This window comes from Pseudoalteromonas sp. C2R02, from assembly GCF_018860845.1.
GTDB lineage: Bacteria > Pseudomonadota > Gammaproteobacteria > Enterobacterales > Alteromonadaceae > Pseudoalteromonas.
Window position 1 is genome coordinate 108635 of the sequence record NZ_JAHKQC010000036.1, and the last position, 23080, is coordinate 131714.

The 23080-nt window shown below is 32.3% G+C and carries 23 protein-coding genes; 10 read left to right on the forward strand and 13 right to left on the reverse strand.

Translation table 11 applies throughout. From position 1 onward, the window contains the following. Nucleotides 1–16: 16 nt before the first annotated feature. From KO527_RS16175 to KO527_RS16195, 5 genes are all read right to left on the reverse strand, one after another. Nucleotides 17–457 carry a DUF1801 domain-containing protein gene (locus KO527_RS16175; RefSeq protein WP_252733808.1) on the reverse strand — a complete coding sequence of 147 codons (441 nt, stop codon included), beginning with the start codon at nucleotides 455–457 and terminating at the stop codon, nucleotides 17–19. A 95-nt stretch (nucleotides 458–552) separates the two neighbouring features. After that, a complete protein-coding gene (locus KO527_RS16180; protein WP_252733809.1) occupies nucleotides 553–960 on the reverse strand; it encodes a GNAT family N-acetyltransferase in 408 nt (135 codons plus the stop codon). A gap of 11 nt (nucleotides 961–971) precedes the next feature. Then, entirely contained in the window at nucleotides 972–1385 is a 414-nt protein-coding gene (locus KO527_RS16185) for a GNAT family N-acetyltransferase (RefSeq protein ID WP_216041321.1), read from the reverse strand. After that, nucleotides 1382–1783, reverse strand: coding sequence for a YkgJ family cysteine cluster protein (locus KO527_RS16190; RefSeq protein ID WP_216041322.1), 402 nt, complete (start codon nucleotides 1781–1783; stop codon nucleotides 1382–1384). Before KO527_RS16190 ends, KO527_RS16185 begins: the two co-directional genes overlap by 4 nt. 374 nt (nucleotides 1784–2157) lie before the next feature. Continuing rightward, a complete protein-coding gene (locus tag KO527_RS16195) occupies nucleotides 2158–4005 on the reverse strand; it encodes a methyl-accepting chemotaxis protein (RefSeq protein WP_216041323.1) in 1848 nt (615 codons plus the stop codon). 240 nt (nucleotides 4006–4245) lie between these two features. Here KO527_RS16195 and KO527_RS16200 point away from each other — a divergent pair, with 240 nt between their 5' ends. The 4 genes from KO527_RS16200 (at nucleotide 4246) to KO527_RS16215 (ending at nucleotide 11374) form a co-directional block, all read left to right on the forward strand. Beyond that, nucleotides 4246–5475, forward strand: a complete 1230-nt coding sequence (locus KO527_RS16200) for an extracellular solute-binding protein (protein ID WP_354668628.1) — start codon at nucleotides 4246–4248, stop codon at nucleotides 5473–5475. Nucleotides 5476–5496: 21 nt separating this feature from the next. Then, nucleotides 5497–8169 (forward strand): ATP-binding protein, encoded by a 2673-nt coding sequence (locus KO527_RS16205; protein WP_216041325.1) that lies wholly within the window; start codon nucleotides 5497–5499, stop codon nucleotides 8167–8169. 253 nt (nucleotides 8170–8422) lie between these two features. Beyond that, nucleotides 8423–10606 carry an OsmC domain/YcaO domain-containing protein gene (locus KO527_RS16210; RefSeq protein WP_216041326.1) on the forward strand — a complete coding sequence of 728 codons (2184 nt, stop codon included), beginning with the start codon at nucleotides 8423–8425 and terminating at the stop codon, nucleotides 10604–10606. Between the two features lie 213 nt (nucleotides 10607–10819). Beyond that, entirely contained in the window at nucleotides 10820–11374 is a 555-nt protein-coding gene (locus tag KO527_RS16215) for a DUF2780 domain-containing protein (RefSeq protein ID WP_216041327.1), read from the forward strand. Between the two features lie 379 nt (nucleotides 11375–11753). On the opposite strand, the gene KO527_RS16220 is transcribed toward KO527_RS16215, so the two are convergent. Next, nucleotides 11754–12089 (reverse strand): hypothetical protein, encoded by a 336-nt coding sequence (locus tag KO527_RS16220; protein WP_216041328.1) that lies wholly within the window; start codon nucleotides 12087–12089, stop codon nucleotides 11754–11756. A gap of 672 nt (nucleotides 12090–12761) precedes the next feature. Between KO527_RS16220 and KO527_RS16225 the strand changes: the two genes are divergently transcribed. Next, a complete protein-coding gene (locus KO527_RS16225) occupies nucleotides 12762–13694 on the forward strand; it encodes an ABC transporter substrate-binding protein (RefSeq protein WP_216041329.1) in 933 nt (310 codons plus the stop codon). A gap of 4 nt (nucleotides 13695–13698) precedes the next feature. Here the strand turns inward: KO527_RS16225 and KO527_RS16230 are convergent, their stop codons facing one another. Continuing rightward, entirely contained in the window at nucleotides 13699–14511 is an 813-nt protein-coding gene (locus KO527_RS16230) for a hypothetical protein (RefSeq protein ID WP_216041330.1), read from the reverse strand. Nucleotides 14512–14771: 260 nt separating this feature from the next. On the opposite strand from KO527_RS16230, the gene KO527_RS16235 reads away from it, so the two are divergent. Then, nucleotides 14772–15716, forward strand: a complete 945-nt coding sequence (locus KO527_RS16235; protein WP_216041331.1) for a putative sulfate exporter family transporter — start codon at nucleotides 14772–14774, stop codon at nucleotides 15714–15716. Nucleotides 15717–15991: 275 nt separating this feature from the next. Here the strand turns inward: KO527_RS16235 and KO527_RS16240 are convergent, their stop codons facing one another. Then, nucleotides 15992–17059, reverse strand: a complete 1068-nt coding sequence (locus KO527_RS16240) for a hypothetical protein (protein ID WP_216041332.1) — start codon at nucleotides 17057–17059, stop codon at nucleotides 15992–15994. Between the two features lie 142 nt (nucleotides 17060–17201). On the opposite strand from KO527_RS16240, the gene KO527_RS16245 reads away from it, so the two are divergent. Beyond that, entirely contained in the window at nucleotides 17202–18077 is an 876-nt protein-coding gene (locus KO527_RS16245) for a bile acid:sodium symporter family protein (protein WP_216041333.1), read from the forward strand. Nucleotides 18078–18198: 121 nt separating this feature from the next. Here KO527_RS16245 and KO527_RS26315 read toward each other — a convergent pair whose 3' ends face one another. Further along, nucleotides 18199–18324, reverse strand: a complete 126-nt coding sequence (locus tag KO527_RS26315) for a hypothetical protein (RefSeq protein WP_289847713.1) — start codon at nucleotides 18322–18324, stop codon at nucleotides 18199–18201. 486 nt (nucleotides 18325–18810) lie between these two features. Further along, entirely contained in the window at nucleotides 18811–19119 is a 309-nt protein-coding gene (locus KO527_RS16250; RefSeq protein ID WP_216041334.1) for a hypothetical protein, read from the reverse strand. 343 nt (nucleotides 19120–19462) lie between these two features. Here KO527_RS16250 and KO527_RS16255 point away from each other — a divergent pair, with 343 nt between their 5' ends. Both KO527_RS16255 and KO527_RS26440 read left to right on the forward strand, forming a co-directional pair. Beyond that, the gene (locus KO527_RS16255; protein WP_354668629.1) at nucleotides 19463–19720 is read left to right on the forward strand and encodes a response regulator; all 258 of its coding nucleotides are present in this window, start codon (nucleotides 19463–19465) and stop codon (nucleotides 19718–19720) included. A gap of 190 nt (nucleotides 19721–19910) precedes the next feature. Further along, nucleotides 19911–20069, forward strand: coding sequence for a winged helix-turn-helix domain-containing protein (locus KO527_RS26440; protein WP_354668630.1), 159 nt, complete (start codon nucleotides 19911–19913; stop codon nucleotides 20067–20069). 37 nt (nucleotides 20070–20106) lie between these two features. Here the strand turns inward: KO527_RS26440 and KO527_RS16265 are convergent, their stop codons facing one another. Beyond that, a complete protein-coding gene (locus tag KO527_RS16265) occupies nucleotides 20107–20463 on the reverse strand; it encodes a cupin domain-containing protein (protein WP_216041336.1) in 357 nt (118 codons plus the stop codon). An 18-nt stretch (nucleotides 20464–20481) separates the two neighbouring features. After that, a complete protein-coding gene (locus KO527_RS16270) occupies nucleotides 20482–21663 on the reverse strand; it encodes an MFS transporter (protein WP_216041337.1) in 1182 nt (393 codons plus the stop codon). Nucleotides 21664–21789: 126 nt separating this feature from the next. On the opposite strand from KO527_RS16270, the gene KO527_RS16275 reads away from it, so the two are divergent. Beyond that, on the forward strand, nucleotides 21790–22605 hold the full coding sequence (locus tag KO527_RS16275) for a helix-turn-helix transcriptional regulator (protein WP_216041338.1): 816 nt from the start codon (nucleotides 21790–21792) through the stop codon (nucleotides 22603–22605). A gap of 8 nt (nucleotides 22606–22613) precedes the next feature. Here the strand turns inward: KO527_RS16275 and KO527_RS16280 are convergent, their stop codons facing one another. After that, the gene (locus tag KO527_RS16280) at nucleotides 22614–23030 is read right to left on the reverse strand and encodes a hypothetical protein (RefSeq protein ID WP_216041339.1); all 417 of its coding nucleotides are present in this window, start codon (nucleotides 23028–23030) and stop codon (nucleotides 22614–22616) included. Nucleotides 23031–23080: the final 50 nt, after the last annotated feature.

Consider the following 23080-nt stretch of genomic DNA (forward strand, 5'->3'; position numbering starts at 1 on the left):
TAAGTCTCTAAAAAACCTATTTATTCCTTTTTTCATATAAATCAATCCACTGATCAACTGACATTTTTTGCATTAATTGTGCAATCAATTCGTAGGGGATTTTATTCACATTTTTAAACCGGATACAGCTTTTCCCCATATCTAGTTTTGTGGAGCTATGATTAGGATATTCACTAACAAACCAATCTAATATTTCTTTATCCGCATAAATAGATGAGCTATATAAAGCAATAAAGTTTTTTTGGTTAGCAATACTTGAAAAGGGTAATGGCAAACTAGGATCACAATGATAACCAGGGGGATATAAACTATGAGGCACAACATAACCTGGCATGCTATAGCTCATTTTCTCTTCAAAGCCTTTAGGTAGGTTATCTAATATTACTTGCCGTAATTTAATAAATGCAGCTTGTCGCTCTTGTGGGATATTTGATATGTAATTCTCGATTGTATCCATTAGTTTATTCATCCTTTCAAAATACTTATAGAATTAGCCAGTTAGGTAAGATTATAATTTGTATCGACCTTTATCACTTTATCTAAACTAACTATTCAATTTAAGTAAACCGCCATTTTAATATACATAACACCGGATTTATCAAACTCTTTGCCTCGTTGTTTTAAGCCTAATTTTTGATAAAAGCTGATAGCTGTTTTTCGGGCATCACACCAAAATAACGTAATATCTTTAGATTTTAATATTTCTATAATATGTTTGATTAGGTATGACCCTAATCCTTGCCCTTGAAAATCAGGTAAAGTTGCAAACTTTCTCAGTCGTGCATTTGTGCCATCTATATATATTGATGCCACTGTCACTAACTGGCCTTTAATAAAAACACCAAAATGAAGAGCGTTTTCATCACCTTCGACTACACAAAATGATACTGGTTTATCTGGCCATAAAACCGTGTGTCGTACTGGCAATGCCACTTGGCAAGGTATTTTTTTTATTATCAAATGACTCTCAATTATAAAGTTTTGACCATAAAGTATTTACAGCCTGTTTTTGGATAGTTTTCTTGCACCCATTGTGTTTCATAACCATGCTTTTTATAAAAAGGCATCGCTTGAAAATTAAGTGTATCTAATAAACATTGAATACACCCTCTCGTTTTACCGGCATCTTCAAAACTCTTCAATATTTCACTGCCTATATCCTGATCACGTAACTGTTCTGAGACCCACAAGGTACTCAATTGTAACCAATTACCAAATGAGCGCCCTGCAGCACCTGCAATAACTTGTCCTTGTTCATTTTTAATTTGCACAGCTAAGGGTTTTCGTTCTTGTACCTCCCAATTAGCCCAATTAAAATCCGCTATTTGTTTATCTAGGTAGTTGATTAATTCTGGTTCTGGGTTTTGCAAAACTTCTATTTTCATACATCTCCATAAGGCGGGCGACTATCTATCATCAATATATCAAGTTTGATTTGTGCTTTTTTTTGGTTGTTAATATCTGAGGCTTCAATCATTTCACATTCATCGGTGATCATTTCAGAAATGCTGGTAGGGTAATGTCGGCAGTCTTCAGGGCGATCATGATAAATAGAACAGGTATATCTTACTGGATGATCATTTTCCTGTGCCTCTGTTTCTAAAAATGGACATTGCGCAAGTTGTTTTCCCGTATCAGGATCAAACCAAGCTTTTCCATTTCTTATATATTCAGATATATGTGGAGTAAACAACTCCCACATATTAATTTCTTCTCTCGTAATGCTTAAATCAGCACCGCCATATTTAATACAGCATTTTCCACATTGGTTACACGCTTTCATGGGTAATCTCCGTGGTTTGATGAAGTAGTAATTATGAATACTAACACTTAATAACTTGTAGTTAAAATTTAGTACCTAATAACTTAAAAATTACCAAGGATTTAAAAATTATTGTGATATAAAAGAATTAGTTTATTATCAAGCCTAGTTATAAAACCATGTATATAGTGTAGGTCGCATAACGAATAAAGTTGATAGTATTGGTGGTTATATGCATGATTAAAGAAAAAGATAGATATAATATACTCAAAATAGTTCGCAAGATTAAACAAATACTCGCTAAAATTTGTATAAAACTTTAATTTAGCTGTGACAAATAAATCAAAGATTCTAAGTATGGTACTACCAACTTAGAATCATTCTACTCAACTTAGTTATACTATAAACTTAGCCACATCTTCTTTCATTTGATGTGCATCTCGTTCTAAACATTCACAATTTTCACAGTTTTCACATGAATCAATTAAAAGTTGTTCGGCCGTGACTGATATATTACGTGTTGCATCTTCAACACTTTTAACTGTATACCTTTGCTCTTCTGTTGCACCAGCAATTTGCGTTACCATATCTCTGATCTGATCCATTGCGTCTTTATTAGATAACATAGAACGATTAGCATCTTTTATTGAGCTGTTCATTGTATTGCTTAAATCTAAACTTTTACTGGTGGCATTATGAGAGCTTTTTACATGCTCTTGCAAGGTATTGATCATACGCTCAATTTCAATTGTACTCGATTGGGTTCGTTTTGCTAAAGTACGTACTTCATCGGCAACAACAGCAAAACCTCTTCCGCTATCACCAGCGCGAGCAGCTTCTATTGCCGCATTCAATGCCAATAAGTTTGTTTGTTCTGCAATTTCACGGATTACATTAGTTACTTTTTCAATATCACTACTTGCATGTGTGACTGAATTAATTATTAAACTATTTGATTCAATATGCTGAGTTAGTTCAACCATTTTTCCACTCGCTTGTAACATAGTTTGAGAGCCTATGTTAATTTGTGCATCAGCATTGGTCACACTTTCTTGAACAGCCACACTACTTTGGGCGATTAAATCAACAGCAGTTGCTAATTCCGTTACAGCTTGATTAACTGCTATCGTATTATTTCTTTGTTCTTCTATTGCTTCTTGTGAACGTTTATTTAATTCTACTGAATGATGCGCACCATTCTCAACAGTTTCACCTTTTTCTTTAATTTCACGTACTAAATTGGCAGTAGTATCTATAAAATCATTGACGGAATGCGCAAGTTCATTGACTTCATCTTTACCCGATAAATCCAGATGTTGGGTTAAATCCCCTCCCCCTTGACTGATATTTGCCATTTTTTCGTTTGCAATCTGAAGTCGATTAAACACCCGTTTTGTTTGCATTATTAATAAAGTTGCAATCGCAATCGTCATAATTGCGGCAATTAGCGTGCCTTGTTTTTTAGAATTACTAAGAGATGTAGTAATTGTAGAATCAAGCTCATTTGATACATTGCCAACAAGCGCTTCCACTTTATGAATACTTGCCCTTAATTCACCTCTGAGTCCTGAATTTTGGTCTAATCCACGCATTTTTAGCGCATCAGCCAAATTTTGAGCTGCAATATCGAATTGTGCAATATCATCGACTGCTTGGCTACTTAACATATTAAAGTAACTTTTAGCCTGAACTAGCTCTATTTCGACATTTGATTTTACTTTTAAGTCTAAATTACTTTGAAAATCATTTTCTAATAAAACTAAATGTAATGTATTCGCAATTGCTTGGCTATCTCCTGTTTCGCTAACACTCAACTTAAGATTTTGCTCTGCTTGATTGAAGGCTCCCCGTAAACCTTGATTTTTTTCTAATCCAATTTTTTCATCAATTTCCACTAAATTAAACAGTTGTGCTTGATAAGTCTTTAAATTCTGTTTGGTGTCATTCAACATATTTTGAATATTGGTATTTTCATTAAGATCAGATTTTAACTGTTCAACATGCTTATTCATTATCAACATTCTATTTTCAAATTTTGCGATGTACTTTAAATCTTTACGTAATATGAAGTCTTTTTCATAACGTCGTAACATCAACATATCTGATGTAAGTTCTTTTGAAAGGGCATATTGCTCACCTATTTGAGCAATGTTATTACTCGTATTCCATAAAATACCAGCCATCGTACTCATAGCTAAAATGACAAAAAATGAAACTAAAAAAAATGTATAACGAATAGACATGAAGCCTCCGTGCTAAATGATATGAATTCCTATTTCCACTATAGTCCCTAATTAATTAACAGTCCAATTGTGTTATCATAAAAACGATTTAATAACAAAATTGAACAAACTTTAATTTATCCTATACTGATGATTATTCGATTAGTTTCTCTGTTATAGGGATTAATTTCTTTGAACAAAAAACAAGAAAATAAAAAGTTAGTTATCTCTGATCCACAAAAAAGATCATCATTAAAGAAAATCCTATTTACAGCTGCAACTGCTGGATTAATCACTCATATTCCCTATGTTTTCGCAAAGAAAAAATATAAGCTCCGTATTTTGGGTACACATGTTACTTTACAAGAAGAACTTAGACTCAAAGCGATGGAAGATTTAGGAATAGAGCTCAGCTTTGAAGCAAAAGGCAGTGCAGCTGTCTTACAAAAAGCCTCATTTAACCCATCAGCTTTTGATCTTTACGAACAGTGGTCAGATAGCATTAATGTTTTATGGGAATCAGGATCAATTCAACCGATAGATAAAAAAAGACTTAAATACTGGGGGGAAATAAATAGTTTAACAAAAACAGGGAAAATAACTCCAGATGCCAAAATAGGTGCTGGAGATGCACCTTTCAAAATCCTTCATGTACAAAAAGATAATACTTTAGGGATAGAGCATACAGATAAATTAAGTTTTTTACCTTATGTGCATAACGTCGATTCTTTTGGTTACAATACAAAAGTTATTCCACAAGGTATTCCTTATGAAACCGAAAGTTGGGGTTGGTTATTAGATAAAAAATATTCAGGAAAAGTTGCGATTGTAAACGCACCTACAATTGGATTATTTGACTTAGCACTCGCAGCCAGCGCACAGGGGTTAATAAAATTTAATAACATAGGCGCCATGACTAAGGCTGAACTAGATAAACTTTTTACAATCTTAATCGACTTAAAACAACAAAATCATTTTAGTGGTTTTTGGACTTCTGTACCAGAATCAGTCAGGTTCATGAGTACTAATCGAGTTGTAATTGAAAGTATGTTTTCACCTGCTGTATCTGCCCTAAATGGACAAAATGTCCCCGTAACTTTTGCAGCCCCAAAAGAGGGATACCGAGGCTGGCACGGTGTAATGTGCTTATCTTCACAAACTCAAGGAAGTGCAAAAGATATCGCTTATGAGTACATGAACTGGTGGTTATCGGGATGGCCAGGTGCTTTTATTGCGCGTCAGGGATATTATATTTCAAATCCAAATCGTTCTGCTCAATATCTAAACAAAGACGAATGGGACTACTGGTATCAAGGTAAGCCTGCTAAAGAAAACCTTAAAGGCACTGATGGCAATATCTCTGTGCGACACGGTGAAATAAGGACTGGAGGTTCCTATGAAAAAAGATTCAGTAATGTTGCTGTATGGAATAGCGTTATGCCCACTTATGATTATAGTTTGCAAAGGTGGTATGAATTTATCAGCTCATAACATTACCAGAGACTGTTAACCTTGTATCGCTCGATTAAATTTCAAATTTTATTTGTTTTATTATCTTTAATTATTCTGATAATTGCTCAAGTCGTATTATCCAGAAGTGATCAATTAACTTTTGATGAAGGGTTCAGACTAAAACAACTTGCTATTGAACAAGTAAATATCGTTGGTGAACTTGGAAAAGACGTTGTTGATTTACAACGCATCGTATTAATTTATAAACAAACTGCACGGACTTCTGTCATTTCTAAATTTGATAAACTGATGGAGAACTTAAACCGAAATTTATCAACTTTAAGCACTAAAACCCACAGCAAAAAAAATGCATCTCAATACCAAGATTATATTGCTCGAATGCATGCACATTTAAAAGATTATAATATCAATTTTAAAGATGTCGTTGCCTCGAGACAAAGAAGAGAGTCATTATTTAATGAAGATTTGCTAAATAATTTTAATAAACTAGATTTACTTATATCTGATTATTATCAAATACCAAATACCTCCACTGAAAAGTTGCAGCTCAAGTTATATATTTCTCAAATACAAACAATTTCATCACAATACATGCTTAAGTTCGATTATCATCAAAAAACTATATTTAAAAATAAAATATCTCAGACAAGTGCTTTAATTGAACAACTCAATATTGAACAAGTTAAGAAAAATACTTTACTTAAGATAATCAATAAGATCGCCCTTACCTTCAGATCATTAACCCGTACTACTCGAAATTATAGTGAACTTGTCAATGTCGTAATGACAGGCTCTGCTAATGAATTTATTTATCTCACCAAAGAATTAAATACACTCGTAAGTAATCAGCTAAAGGATACAGATAATAAAATAAATACAAGCTTATCAGTAGCAAAATTACGAAATACAATTAGTGCATTGGTAGTTATATTTCTAGCGCTTATAACTGCTATTTTCATGACATTTCGTATTATTAAACCAATTAAACGCATTACTCAAGTTTTTACTATCTTGTCTCGCGATCAAGATATAGAAAACATCCCCGAACTCAGACGTAAAGATGAAATAGGCCTATTAGCCCAAGCTGCGAATATCTTTCATGCTAAAAACAAACAAACAATTGAATTGCTCCGAGATGCAAGAAAATCGAATGAGAAACAAATTCAATTAAATAATGAGTTAGAACAAGCTAAGATATTAGCTGAGCAAGCATCCAAATCCAAAAGTATGTTTTTAGCAAATATGAGCCATGAAATTAGGACTCCTATGAATGGTATTTCGGGATTAGTTGAAGCGTTGCTCGAAACAACATTAAGTCATTCTCAAAGAGATGATTTAGAGAAAGTATCCTATTCAACTAAAATTTTGATGTATGTGATTAATGACATTTTAGATTTTTCAAAAATTGAAGCTGGTAAACTCGATGTAGAGCAAGTTAATTTTAATATCAATGATATTTTTGATAATATTTTGTCTAATATATCTATTTTAACACGAAATAAACATCTTGAATTTGAGTTTTTTATATCAAAAGGTGTTCCATATTCATTTATTGGCGATCCTATCCGGATCAGCCAAGTTTTAATTAATTTATGTACTAATGCAGTTAAATTTACTTCTGAAGGTAAAATTGAACTGAGTGTAAAAGTAAATAAACTAAAAAATTCACAAAAAACGGAGTTAATTTGTACTGTATCTGATACCGGAATTGGTATGAATTCAGAACAACAGAAGAAAGTATTTGACTCTTTTACTCAAGCTGATGGATCTACAAGTCGAAAATTTGGTGGTACGGGTTTAGGGTTATCAATTGTACAACAGCTTGTTAAACTCATGGGTGGACAAGTTAATGTCTCTTCATCACCTGATAAAGGCAGTAAATTTACAGCGAGTTTTATGTTGGATTCTCAAACACCAAATCATTCAATTTATGACACTCTAGAGCAAAACACTGATAAGTTTTTTTATGTAATTGATACTAAAGTGCCTCTCATTCCTCGTGATTACTTAAAAGCTTTATCAAAATCTGTGACTATAATAAAAGATATCTATGAAGTAGGGCTAATAAATGAAATAGAACAAGGTAGTACGATTCTGATTGATTCTGTTTCATCTGTTATATCGCCATTTTTTACCACAAATAAGGAGATAATAAATAAAAAGAATATCAAAATTGGTTATATTATCGGTAATTTAGATAGTTTTAAAAGTTGTGATACTTTTGTTTATCTTGTAGCACCATTCACACCATTAAAACTTTATAAATTTATTAGGCAGCTAACGCAATCAAATAGCACAAATGAACCTACAAATAAAACTAAAGAAAACCCTAAACAACAATTTAAAGGACATGTCTTACTTGTAGAAGATAACCCGATAAATCGGGTTGTAGCAGGTAAAATACTCACATCTTTTGGTTTAACATTTGATGTTGCTATTGATGGTAAAATAGCAGTTCAAAAAATCATTTCCAGAAAGTCATATGATTTGATTTTCATGGATGTTCAGATGCCAATAATGGATGGTTACACTGCAACACAAAAGATAAGAGAAAATGGATTTATAGATTTACCAATATGTGGATTATCGGCTAATGCAATGAAAGAAGATTCTTCGCTCGCTTTTAAAGCAGGCATGGATCAATACATAACCAAACCAATTAAAATCGAAGAAATGGATACCATTTTAAAAAAATATTTATCGCCAAAATAGACTTAATAAACGAAAAGATTTTAATTTAATGTCCTTGTCCTCTAAATAACAATAACCATAAATACTTCTTTATGTCGTATTTACCATAATTATTCTAATAATTTAGCTAAAATATCAATAAACCCAAGACTATTTGATAGAAAAAGAAGATAATCACCTCAATTATGATCACCCTTATAATTGCTCTATTATTTTATGCCTCCTAAGCTGAAATAAGGTTCAATTTATTGCATGAAAAAGTGGACACCATTCAATGGAAATTAAAGTTAATTTTCTCGACAACCTTAGACTAGAAGCTAAGTTTGACGATTTTACGGTTATTGCCGATCAACCTATACGTTATAAAGGTGATGGTTCAGCTCCTAGCCCATTCGATTATTTTTTAGCATCTTCAGCTTTATGCGCAGCTTATTTTATGAAAGTGTATTGTGCAGCCCGTGATATTCCAACAGATGGCATCAGACTTTCTCAAAATAATATCGTTGATCCTGAAGATAGATATAACCAAATTTTCCAAATACAAGTAGAACTACCAGAAAGTATTTCAGATAAAGACCGCCAAGGGATTTTACGTTCTATTGATCGTTGTACCGTTAAAAAAGTTGTTCAAACAGGTCCTGAGTTTAAAATTGAAACAGTTGAAAGCTTAGATGAAGATGCGCAAGCTATGCTGATGGCAAAGCCTGATGAAGCATCAAATACATTTATCTTAGGTAAAGACTTACCACTTGAGCAAACAATTTCCGATATGACAAGTATCTTAGCAGATCTTGGCATGAAGATAGAAATTTCGTCTTGGCGTAATATTGTACCAAATGTATGGTCGCTACATATTCGTGATGCAGCCTCTCCAATGTGTTTCACTAATGGCAAAGGTGCAACAAAAGAAAGTGCTCTGTGTTCTGCATTAGGCGAATTTATTGAACGCTTAAACTGTAATTTCTTTTACAATGACCAATTTTTAGGTGAAGAAATTGCTAATAGTGATTTTGTTCATTACCCAAATGAAAAATGGTTCAAATTAGAAGAAGATGATTCACTCCCAACTGATATCCTAGATGAATATTGTCGTGAAATATACGATCCTGAGGGGGAACTATGTGGTTCCAATCTGATTGATACTAATTCAGGTAATAGCGAACGCGGTATTTGTTCAATTCCGTATGTGCGTCAATCTGATGGCGAAACAGTATACTTCCCTTCTAATCTCATCGAAAACTTATTTTTAAGTAATGGTATGAGTGCAGGTAATAACTTTGCTGAAGCAAAAGTTCAGTGTTTATCTGAAATTTTTGAACGCGCAGTTAAAAGACAGATCATTGAGCAAGAAATTGTACTTCCAGATGTACCTAAAGATGTAATCGCTAAATTCCCTAGTATTGTTGCAGGTATTGAAGGGTTAGAAGCACAAGGATTTCCTGTAGTTGTCAAAGATGCCTCTCTTGGTGGTCAATTCCCAGTTATGTGTGTCACTTTAATGAACCCTAAAACAGGCGGTGTTTTCGCCTCTTTTGGTGCGCACCCAAGTTTTGAAGTTGCACTTGAGCGTAGCCTTACTGAATTATTACAAGGTCGTAGCTTTGAAGGTTTAAATGATGTACCAAAGCCAACTTTTAATAGTTTAGCAGTTTCAGAGCCTGAAAACTTTGTAGAACATTTCATTGACTCTACTGGTACTATCTCTTGGAAATTCTTTAGTGCGAAACATGATTATGAGTTTATCGAATGGGATTTCTCTGGCACTAACGAAGAAGAAACTGCAAGTTTATTTGGTATTTTAAAAGACTTAGGTAAAGAATGTTATATCGCTGAATTCTCTGATTTAGGCACTGCATGTCGTATCTTAGTTCCTGATTATTCGGAAGTTTACCCAGTTGAAGATCTGATCTGGGATAATACCAATAAATCATTAAATTACCGAGAAGATATCTTAAATCTGCATTCATTAAGTGACGATGCGTTAGCAAACTTAGCTGAGCGATTAGAAGACAGCCAATTAGATAACTACACAGATATTATTACTTTAATTGGTATTGAATTTGATGAAAATACCGTTTGGGGTCAGTTAACTATTCTTGAACTTAAAATCTTAATTTATCTAGCACTAGGTGAGTTAGAAGACGCTATAGAATTAGTCGAGACTTTCTTACAGTTTAACGATAATACTGTTGAGCGTGGTTTATTCTATCAAGCAATCAATGCTGTGCTTGAAGTCACATTAGATGAAGAGCTTGAGCTTGAAGATTATATACCTAACTTCAATCGCATGTTTGGTGAAGAAAATATGACTCACGTTGTCGGTTCAATTACAGGCGATGTGAGATTCTTTGGTTTAACTAAAACAAGTATGAAACTAGAAGGCTTGGACAAACACTTAAGGTTAATCGAAAGCTACAAAAAGCTTCATACAGCACGTGCGCTAAAAGCTGAAAAATAACTTTTAGATAATTTACAAAAACCAACTTCTCATTTTAGAAGTTGGTTTTTACGATATTTAAGCTCATAAATTTATTATATTAATCAGAATAACAACCTACTACCTACAACTGCGTCTTCCTCTATTACAGTTATCGATACTTCTTACTGATAAGCCTACTATGCTACTATTACACAAATTAGAACTTTAATAATTTAAAACAAAGGTTTCATAATGAAAAAGAGTATCATATTTTTAGCAATCGCAAGCTTAAGCACTCCCGTAATAGCTGAAGACTCATGGTTTGATAGCTTAAAAAACTTTATAGGTTTAGGTGATTCAAGCCAAGCTGTCGCTAAATCAACAAGCGAAAACTTACCTAATGCAAATGAAATTGTATCGGTATTAACTGACGCTCTTTCAATTAATTCAGATCAAGCATCTGGTGGTTTAGGTGCGCTTTTTAATTTAGTTAAAAATAATATATCTCAAGAACAATTTTCTCAACTAACCCAATCACTTCCAGGAGTTAATCAACTAATTAATGATATGCCTGATATTAGCGAATTAAAAACAAGTGAAGGCCTTTCTGGTCTACTTGATAAAGCATCACAATACAGTGAATCGCTCAAAGGGGTTAATGATTTAAAAAAACAGTTTGAGTCGCTTGGTTTAAAGCCTGAAATGATCACAGATTTTATTTCAACAGCGCAATCCTATTTAGATAATGAACAAGGACAAGAAGCAAAAGAAATTCTATCTCAAGGATTAAGTAAATTAATAAGTTAGACAACTTTATAAAGGCCTTACAAGTTTGAAAGGCCTTTGTATCTCTTTGAATATAAAACTTAGAAATTTTAATAAAATATATTTACTCTAATCTCATATCTAATTGTATAGGATAGTCAAACTGATAATCACCATATTTCACCTTCAAATACATAAAGTCTATATGATTAAAAATCACGCTACTTGTTTTTAATCGAAAATTAATTTGTTTGCTGGATCTCGTTATTTCAGCTATATCAAATGTATTTGAAGTCAGTGATTGATCAAGAGAAATCGTATCCACTAAACCATGAGGATCAATAAAAGTAACAGTAAATGATTTTTCAATATCATTAAAAATAATAGGGATATCACCAGCGTTAAAGGTAAATGAACTTCTTCAGTTAGATTTAGATAATATTGTTACATTTGCAATTTTCATAACTTCACTATTATCTATTAACGTAGCCCGATAAATAATCTCCATGTTTTGCTGACTATTAACTTCAGGTGCTGTTATTTCAAAGTGGTTTTTACTTTCATTGCGATCTGAACCTACTACGCCTGATACTTCCCATGACCAAGATTTTATTTGATCAAAGTTATCAGTAATAACACTTAGAGTAACATCTTGTCCCTTGACTAAAATTAATTTTGAAACAATAGCATCAGATATAGTGCAGCTGATTCTATTGACATGATCAGTAAACTCTTCAAAGTAGCCTTTATCGACCATTGAGAATCAATTTTACCTTAGCACCAAAAATAAAATATCCATGTAGTGATGTCTGAATTCTATTTCTGTGTTAGATTTTTGTTTAACTCATCAGTACGGTTGTTACAACCCTAGCCCATATGAATAATTCGTAGCTATAATAATCAATCACTAATATGTTATTTACAATATCGACCTATTTTTGGTTATTATTGTGTTTGAAACATTTTTTAATTCACGTGTTATTGTATGTACATTTTCACAGCCAATTCTTACCAGCTGAACCACTGCTAATTTAGCCCTTACGCCTGTAGCACAATAGATATATAGGTTGTTTTGGATCTTACTAAAAGGCACTTGCTTTCATATCTAGAACACCTTGAGGAATATTGATTCCGCCATCAGTTAAGCCTTGAACATATTCCTCTGGCTTTCTTATATCAATCAAAGCACCGTTTCATTTCTGCATTTTAGTATAGCTATTTGAGACTCTCAACAAGATATTGATGTTCTAATACTGAGCATTAAATTTAATATTGGTTTAAGCATATATCCTTTCCTTTAGTATCTATACTAGATATTACATTAAGTAAATATAAGTTAGTAAATGCTAATAAAATTTTTTATTTTAATACTCGAACAAAGACCCTGATGGTTCTAAACTTAACTTGCAGATAAAGCGGGGAGGAAACTATGTTCAATTCCATAAATATAACTAAATATACATGTTTTATATTTTATATTTCATTATCTTTACTGCAAATTAATGTAAATGTTTATGCTAGTGAAGACATCTCTGTGGGTTACTTCAAAAATGGAAAATATATTGTTAGTGAAGGCACTAAAACCGCAAATGGATATATTTTCAATAAAAATGATACTAAAAAAGTAAAATTGGCGACCTTAGACTGGCCACCCTACATAGGTCGAAATTTATGTAATAAAGGCTGGGTTTTTAAATTTACCGCTGCATTATTGATCAGCAAGGGTTATCAAGTTGAAATTAACTTTCTCCCTTGGGCACGCGCAGTTAGATCTGTTGAACTAGGTACCAGTGATATTTTATTCCCTGAATATTATATTGAAGATTCTGCTCCTTCTGATTATGTTAAAGGTAAGCGTCGTCGAGAGGTATTAATGCTCTCAAATGAATTTCCTGGCGGTATGATTGGTTTTTTAAAAAGAAAAGGGGAAGAAGACACATTTAAAGGTAATTTAAATAACCTAAAAGGAGCAGCCATTGGTGTGGTTCGAGGTTATCAAAATACCCCTGAATTTGATGCTATGATGGATAATAATGAATTTAATATCGTTCAAGCTGTTGATGATTTACAGCTCGTTAAACTACTTGTCGCAAAAAGAGTGAATTTAATTATAGGTGATCCTAAAGTGTTACGTTTTACAATCAATTATTCAAACCTACCCGCAGCAGAAAAAGCAAAATTATTAAATAGTATTGAGCAAGTTCAGCCTGAGTTAAAATATAACGCCTTGTACTATGCACTAAGTACAAAAAGTGTGAATGCTAATACTATTTTAAAAGATATTAATACAGCCCTTTATGAATTTAAAAATAGTGGTGAGACGAAAAGAATCATAGATATTGGTAATAGTGAGTGTTTTTAACAATTTAATTTGCGTTATTACGGAATATCTTTTCTAAAGCGGCTATCGCTAATATTTGTTCCTTGCCAACGAATAACAACTTATGCAAATTTAAAATTTGTGTTTCAAAGACTTTGTCATTCAATATTTTGTTAAAATTAGTGATAGCTTTTTCTCCTTGATCAGACTTTGAACATGAGATATAACCAAATGCAAAGTTATCAGTATTATTGATTCTATGAAAATTAAAATCTGTCAATGTTATTGTCTTCCTATTCTCATAACTAAATACCGATTCATATTCTATAATCGCATCAATCTTTTTTTGTAGAAACATCTTCCTCAATCTCTGTGCGCTGTCCTCCCCTGAAATTACAATTAATTTTGATTTAAGGTTTGATATTTGCTTATCTAGTTTGTTTCCATATGAACGACTTTCAATAATGCCAATTTTTAAGCCATGTAAATTCACCATTTCATACAGCGAAATATCACCCTTGATAAATTGATTCTTATAAGTAATTAGACGATTTGACGGATATGCAGTTAAAGGCAGATCTGTAAATATTGAATATTCTAAACGTGGTTTCCGTTTCATTTTATTATATAAACATATATGCGACCGAGACTTTAATAATCTCCATTGTGCGATTCGATCTGCTTCTATCCTAGTGAAATTGATTTTACTAAATTTATGAGTCTCTATTTCATTTAATATAATTGATGCTATATCTATCTTGGTATTGTTATAGAATGCTTCTAAATCTGATACAAGTTTTATTGGCTCTTTTGCATCAACAGAGATAGCTATAAGGAATAACCAAAAAATATGTCTCATGAGTAAAGCACCTTAGCTTGAAAATAATTAAACCAATAGCGAGTTTATAAATTATTAATATATCATTTTGTTTTATTTTAATTGTTATAATGCATAGTAAAAAAGTAACTCTCTCTCACACATAGTAATAAAATGTAATTAAATACCTATTTTTATTACTCTCTCCTCTAACGATTAAATATAATTTAACCTTTGGTTCATTTGATTCGAATCCCCTTCTTTGGTTATTAAAGGTATACTTAATTTAATAAAGGAGCGGTATGTTTAAATCTATTAAAAATGTCACCATACACAAAACCGATATAATTTTTGTAATTATCGGGTTATTTTGCTTAGTCCCTATTATTTCATCACCTGTAGCATTATTAATTGGTTTCTCATTATCTACTTTGGGTTATACACCAAAAAATATTAATTTAAATACGCTCACAAAAACTTTACTAGCTTATTCAATTGTTGGCTTAGGGTTTGGTATAAATTTAAATGAAGCAATTTCAGCGACCAAAGATGGATTCGGTATTATAGTAGTATCAATCTTTAGCACATTAATACTAGGTTACTACCTGACTAAAATACTAAAAATTGATCATAAAACAGGGTATTTAATTTCTACTGGCACTGCAATTTGTGGTGGTAGTGCGATAGCAGCTGTTGCTCCCGCCATCAATGCTAAAAATGATCAAACTTCATTAGCATTGGTTACAATATTTATTCTTAACTCTGTCGCTTTATTTGTTTTTCCATTTATTGGCCATTTACTAGAAATGGAACAGTATACTTTTGGTGTTTGGAGTGCGATAGCCATACATGATACTTCTTCTGTAGTTGGAGCTGCTTCTGCATATGGAGATGAGGCATTATTGACCGCTACAACTTTAAAGCTTGCACGCGCATTATGGATTATTCTTATTGCCTTCATTAGTGCATTGTTGTTTAAAGGCGATAATAAAATTAAAATCCCATTTTTCATTTTATTTTATTGCTTAGCGATCCTGATTGCTTACTTACTGCCTGAATTTCAATATGTATTTGACAGTATATTCAATATCTCTAAACGTGTTTTAGTCGTATGTCTGTTTTTAATAGGTGCAAGTATCAGCATTCAAAAAATAAAAGAGTCAGGTATAAAGCCGCTACTTTTAGGCATAATACTTTGGGGAGTGATAAGTATCAGCTCGCTAAGTTATATATTATGTTTTATGTAAATATTTAATGTTAGAGACTTACTTTTTCTTCTTTAGCTCTAAAATAATATGCCACTAGTAAAATGAATGCAATGAGATCTAGTGCAGCAGAGACGAGCCCTTGTGTAAAAAGTGATATGAAAATGCATATAAATACACTCATTATTATTAAAGTATTTATCAAATCCAAAGCCTTTTTTTAAATATATATAAGGTATTATCAAAGTAACGCCTATGACTTGGGAAATAATAGAATCATATAACTCATAACAAATTAAAACTGCACACCAACCACGCTATTTTTTAAGTATTAACTTATCTAAAGATAAACGGGTAGATCGTGATTTTGGATGCTTACTCCTACCTAGCCTACCCATAAACACAACATTTTTAGGATCCTGAACGAGTTCACTAAATAGTTTATTAGTTTTCATCGCATTTTCTATCACATCATGATCTCGAGTAAACTCAATTTTATTATCTAAGTATCTTGAAAATACTAAAGGCGTATAACTTGGTTGAAAACCAAGTTTTAATGACTCAGACGTTAACCAGAATCTCTGAATCGCCCTACCAGCGTTAATATAATCGCGTGTGTTAGTAACTGACTTATTACATAAAATAGTAAAATGTGAGCAGCATCTTAAGCCTGGGATAAAATCTAATTGTAATCTAGGCAAATAAGTCCCAGCCAAAAATCGGTTAAAAAACTGTACTCTACTCCACCTTTTAAATAACCATTGCATTAAACGTGCAGTTAACCAATCCACTCCTAGGGCTTGCTCTGGAATTTTTGTTTCACTAAATTGTTGATGCCAATCAATCAGTTTTTTGTGCACTTCAAATGCTTCTTTCATCGTCAAACGTGTTTTTGCGTTAATAAAGCTAAGCCATGCGAAGCGGTTTTTTAGTTTGAGTGTTTCATGCCATTTAACACTGAAACCATCTGGTAAACTTTTTTGTAATTGTGCTTTTTCTGTATATGTTAAAACTTTGGTGCCCATAGCTCTGCGCTGCACAGTTCTTGTTTTAATAAATGAGAATAAAGGACTTTGGTCTATCGCTAAATCTTTGATCAGTTTAACTTTGAACTTTAATAACATTTCATCTGATAGGTCTGCAGTTATATTTACTTTATGGCCAAAACCACTTGCCGCTATTTCAATTGTTTCTAACAAAATTCCATGCGCGATATGGCTAGAATGCCCGTCTAAATCATACACAACATTATCACGAGTATCATGTGCATAAATGATAAAACTCTTGTCATCTATTATCTCAAAACGCCAGCATTGACTATTATCTCCACTTGGTGCCCAGCGAGCTATGTTCAACACTTGTTCTGTTAATGTCATCGAACTCAAATTAGCTCCTAACTAGAATTTAATATAACCAGTTTTATCTTTATTTGGTTTTATAATAATAAAATTAATCAAATTCACTTTATTTCCCTATTTGAATTATATACTTTTATTTAATACTGTTAATTATAAAAGGAACTAATAAATGCAATACCTAATGGAAATAGGGTTACCCATAGCCATAATTTTAATCATGATTGGTTTAGGGTTGAGTTTAGCACCTAATGATTTCAAGCGTGTATTTAAACAACCTAAAAGTTTTATACTTGGTGTCATTTGCCAAATGTTGTTTCTACCTTTAATTGCGATTTTAATAATCTCACTTACTGGTTTAACTGGAGAGTTAGCGATTGGCTTGTTTATACTTTCTCTATGCCCTGGTGGTGCAACTTCAAACTTATTTAGTTATTTAGCTAAAGCTGATGTCGGTTTATCTGTCTCATTAACTGCAGTAGTTGGATTTATTACGCCTTTTACAATCCCTTTTCTAACCGCTTGGGCAATCAATTACTATGGTGAAAATCAAGAAGCTATCAAATTTCCAGTTCTAATGACTTGGGTTAAATTAATGGTCATTACTGTAATTCCGATCCTAATAGGGATGTTTATCAGGTCTAAAAAACAATCATTAGCAATAAAAGCTCAACCATTTATTAATTGGTTTTCTATCTCAGTACTTGTGCTAGTTATCATAGCTATTTGCAGTAAAATGGGCAGCAAAATAATGGAGTTCACAATTTTAGCAGGCCCCGCTGTAATTTTGCTGAATATTACCACTATGATTTTTGCCTTTTATATCGGTAAAGTTTTCCTTGATAATCATGCCCAATCTAGAACGCTCACTTTAGAGGTTGGCTTACAAAATGGTACCTTAGCCCTATTGATCACAAGCACAATTCTGCAAAGTAATACGATGTCTATTCCTCCCAGTATCTATGGGTTATTTATGTTTTTAACTGCGGGGATCTTCTCTATCACTATGCTAAAAAAAGATAAACTTATAATTAAAACAAAGCAATAAAATGCAAAGTATGAGTTTATCCCAAGTAAAAAGTAATATTGATGAATCAAAGAGCAGTCATTTTCAATTTATTATAGCGATTTGTAGTTTAATTAATATGGTGATGGACTTTACTGAAGCTTCAGTCAGTACTTGAGGCACCTACAAAAGTCTGAATAGGTGATTTACTCATTTCAGCCATAGCTTTTATGGCGTATGGAGCACTATTTATTACTCCTTTTGCTGATAAAGTAGGTAAAAAATTCATACTTCTTACTTTAACCATTGAGAGTTTTGCTATGATAAGTTATGCCTTTAGCCAAAATGTCTCTCAACTAGGTCTTTTATGTTTTAGCACAGGTTTAGGCATAAATGGGATGATTGCAACACTTAATACATTAGTTTGTGAATACTAAAACAGATACAAAAAATCTTTGCATCAGTATATTACAGTTAAGTTATCCGGTTGGAGCTGTAATTGGAGACCTAATAAGTGTCTATCTAATAAAGTTTATGGTTGGAAAATTGCTTTTATATTTAGAGGCTGTATTTCCTAATTATGATCATTTTGCTTATTTATTATTACCATAACCTCTGTTTTTTTATTTGTTAAACAACCAAAAAGTGTTTTACCCTCAATATAAATCTATTCCTGAATAACATATATTTTTCAGGTGATTGCCTTAAACACTTACTACTGGAATGCATCTACTACAGTTATAATAATTATTAATCAATCTTAATTAAATCTAAATTAGTGGCTTAGAAGTTCAGAGTTTTTGCTTTGAGAGATAAAGTTTTTTAACTCTTGATTGAATTTTTGGTTCTTTTCTATTGTTGCATTAATGAATTGAAATTTATCGATTATGTCTCGATTTTCAAACTCTTTATTAAATTTACTTTTAAACTCAAAATTTTCTATTGCATGTTCATCACTGGATACTGAGTGTACTTCTGATTGAATATTTGACCATAATAAATAAGAAAATAATACACCATTACATGCTACTGAAAATAAAATTGCAGTAGTTGTATTTAACATTAAATTATAGCGGCTTTTCATACTTTTTATCCATTCATTATTTTTACCTTTTTAGTGTAAAAATAAAATATGGATTAAATATGGATTAAATATGGATTAGATTGGATGAGGACCCTCTAAATCAAATAATATTTTTGTGAAATTATATTTAAATATGGCTACGAGCGAAATTTTAATAAAAAATATGTAAGTTTTATCAAATGAGTCAATTAATATTACTAAAAAAACAAACGGTCATATATCGAAATGTTTGTCAGTTTATTTTCTTAAAAGTAATAGTTTAAATTTATGGTTAAAGTTTTAATCGTCGAAGATGAAAGCATGATAGCATGATAGCATGATAGCAGCGCAAGTTGCTAGATAGATTACGCGAGAAGGTTATCAACTAATAATATTGAATTCGGGTGAAAAGGTAATTGAAACTGTAAAAGCTCAGCTACCAGATATTATTATCTTAGATGTGATGCTGCCGGTAAAAGATGGCGTTTCTTGTTGTAAAGATATACGTGAGTTTTCAGATACGCCAATTATTATGCTAACCACCAGTAAGACTGAAAATGACCGTGTTATTGGCTTACAAGCTGGTGTCGATGATTATGTATGTAAACCATTTAGCGCTTAAGAATTAATGCTCAGAATTAAAGTTATATTAAAAAGGTCAGGTATTACAAACACTGTTGAGAACTCAGGTTTTGCATTAGATAAAAATGGATTTTTACTTAAATACCAAAATAATGAGGTAAAGCTAACTAATTTAGAATTTTCCTTATTAAAGCTGTTAATGCATATGCCTAGACGTATTTATTCTACAAATACCTGAATTAGCATACAATAATAATCGAGATATCTCAGATCGGGCAATCGCCAGTCATATTAAAAACATACGTAAAAAAATCCGAAAAATCAATATAGAGCAAAATGTCATTGAGACAATTTATGGTGCAGGTTTTAGGTTTATCGCTTTAAATTAAGCGATATCAATATAATTTGATATCGCTTTTGACCCCTTTAAACTGTTTTATTACTTGCTTGAATGATTAAAAGTACTATCTCTTTATCACTATTATTCAATAAACCATGCTCACCAAAGGGCCTATTTAATATCATATCTCCTTCAACTACTGATTGCTGTTTACCATCAATAGTCATCACTCCTTGTCCTTTTAATATGATATACATTTCTTCTTCATCACCATGCATATGTGATCCCATTGAGGAGTTTGCAGGCATAGTAACTCTTAATGCAAAGTCCCACACACCTTTTAGCTCTTCACGACGAAATACTTTTTGAATTTCTATTTCACCTTGACCATCATGACTATTTTGATCCGTTACTTTATCGCATGTAATATAGTTTTTAATCATAAATAATCCTTTATTTTGCTACTTATTATTCACTTCAAGCTCTTGAGAAAAATCAGCAGTATTTTTAGTTAGATTTATAAATTGACTTGCAAATAATGAAGCAACAGCAATCAATGCTCCGGCATAAAATACCAACGAATTATCAATGAGCCAAATCACACCAAAACTTGCCGGAATAACAACTGCAGCAATATGATTGATACTAAAACTTACAGCAGAATTTGATGCTATATCCTTGGGATCTGCTATTTTTTGAAAGTAAGTTTTTAATGCTATCGCCATAGCAAAAAACAAATGGTCAATAATATACAATACAGCTGCAATATCGGCAGAATCCACAACAGCGTAACCAACAAAAACCATGACTAAACCTGAGTACTCTAAAGTAAGCGCTTTTTTCTCACCGACTCTGCCAATCCAAGCCCCAATTTTAGGTGCCAAAAAGAAATTTATAACATGGTTTATCATATACAGTAGTGTGATTTGCTGCACACTATAGCCAAATTTTTCAACCATAAGAAACCCAGCGAATACCACAAAAATCTGTCTACGTGCCCCCGACAAAAACGTTAACAAGTAATATAAACTATAGCGTTTTCGTAAAACTATTTTTTTGTGCTGTGCGTGTTTCACCTCGAATTTTGGCATAGCCATAAACAACCAAATTGTCAGTAACAACCCTGTTAAACCAAAAAATAAATATAAGAATTGATAACTAGTAGAAAATAAACTGAACCCTAACCAAATAAGGGCATAACACACTAAAGATGCCGCTGATTTAATTGACATTAACTTACCCAATTTCTCAGCAGTTTCATTTTTATTAAACCATTGTAAACTTAATGATGTATTTATAGTTTCATAATAGTGAAAACCTATAGACATTAAAACTGTGGTTGCATATAGGCCGTAAATACTTGGAAATAATCCCGTTATTGCAACGCCTATTGATAAAATACACAAAGAAATAAGTGCGAATATTTGCTCTGTTAAAACTAATAATACAAATACGGCAGTAAAAGCTAAAAAGCCAGGGATTTCTCTAAGAGATTGTAATATACCAATTTCAGCTCCTGTAAATGCAGCCTGCTCTATAGCGAAATTATTTAACATTGCTAGCCAGGCAGCGAAAGTTGCTGACATAACAATGCTTGCAACTACAAGGAAAATAAATGGTGTTTGCCATCCTTTATTTTTCATATTACTCCCTAATGATTTAATACTTTCCTGATCCATACTGCTCCTGTTAAACCATCACTGATTTCTAGTTTGTGTACCGAGTTACAACAGTATATTATTTCCATTCCATGGCTCAAAGATGAAATTATGACAGTTAACTTATCAAAACAGACAAATTTGAAATGGACAAAACAGAGCCCAAGTAGACTCTATCCAGAATTACCTAGACCGATTGTTTCAACGGCTCATGAATTTGAAGCAATGACACATATTGTTAAGCATTCGCATCCATGGTCACAATTGTGCTACGCATGTAAAGGCGTAACTCAAACTCAAACCCAAGAAGGTACGTTCGTATTGCCCCCAGAGCAAGCCTTGTGGATCCCAGCTAACGTCGAACATCAACAACACCTAAAAACTAAGGTTAGTAATCGCAGCTTATACATAGATTCAAAATGGTGTAACCCACTTGGTAATAAGGTTCGTTCTCTCACTGTTGACCCGCTATTGAAATCTTTAATTTTAGAAATAGCCAACTGGCGTGAGCATTATGAAAGAACCGCTCAAACTGATCGTTTAGTACAAGTTTTAATTGATAGATTATCAATAGCACCTAGTAACCAGTTGTTTATGCCAACCATTAATGACAACCGGTTGTTGCCAATAATAGAATCCTTAAACTTTGATCTTGCAAACAAACTAACAATTGAACAATGGGCATCAAAAGTTGGCGCTTCAAGCAGAACTTTAAATAGACTGTTTAATAAAAATTACGGCATGGGTTTTAGTAAATGGAAGCAAAAGATTAAAATTATGAAGTCTTTGGAAATGTTAAATGAAGAAATCCCTTTAAGTGATATTGCCTATGAACTTGGGTATGAATCCTCTTCAGCATTTTTAACTGCTTTTAAAAAACAACTAGGATGTTCACCCAAAAAATACTTATCAATTAATAATGATTAATAGGTCATTTATTTAGGTTTTTTTTGAGATCTGTTATTTACGCTAAAATAGATTATAAAAAAAATTATTGCGTAGCCAGATGCATAAATGATTGCTAAAAATAAGCTATCTTGCCCATCACCAAAAAACAAATTAGCAATATTCATTATGAAAGACCCATTAGGTAAATGGACTGGACCTAGAAATATGCCAAAGAAAAAACCTATTAAAATCGTTTTCAAATATCGATGATTTACTAAGCACGTAATGAGTATACAACTGACTATAAATAATAATAAACCTAATACAGCCAATCCAATTATAAATGGCCAATATAAAGCAGATGGATCAGATGCAAATACAGATGAAGGTAAAGCTAAGCTGATAATCAGTATAAACTTTTTTACAATACAATTTACATTGTACTGTACTTCCTTGCTCTGCATTGTTCTGATCCTTAAATACTTTACCTAACTAAACTAATCTTACCAGAACA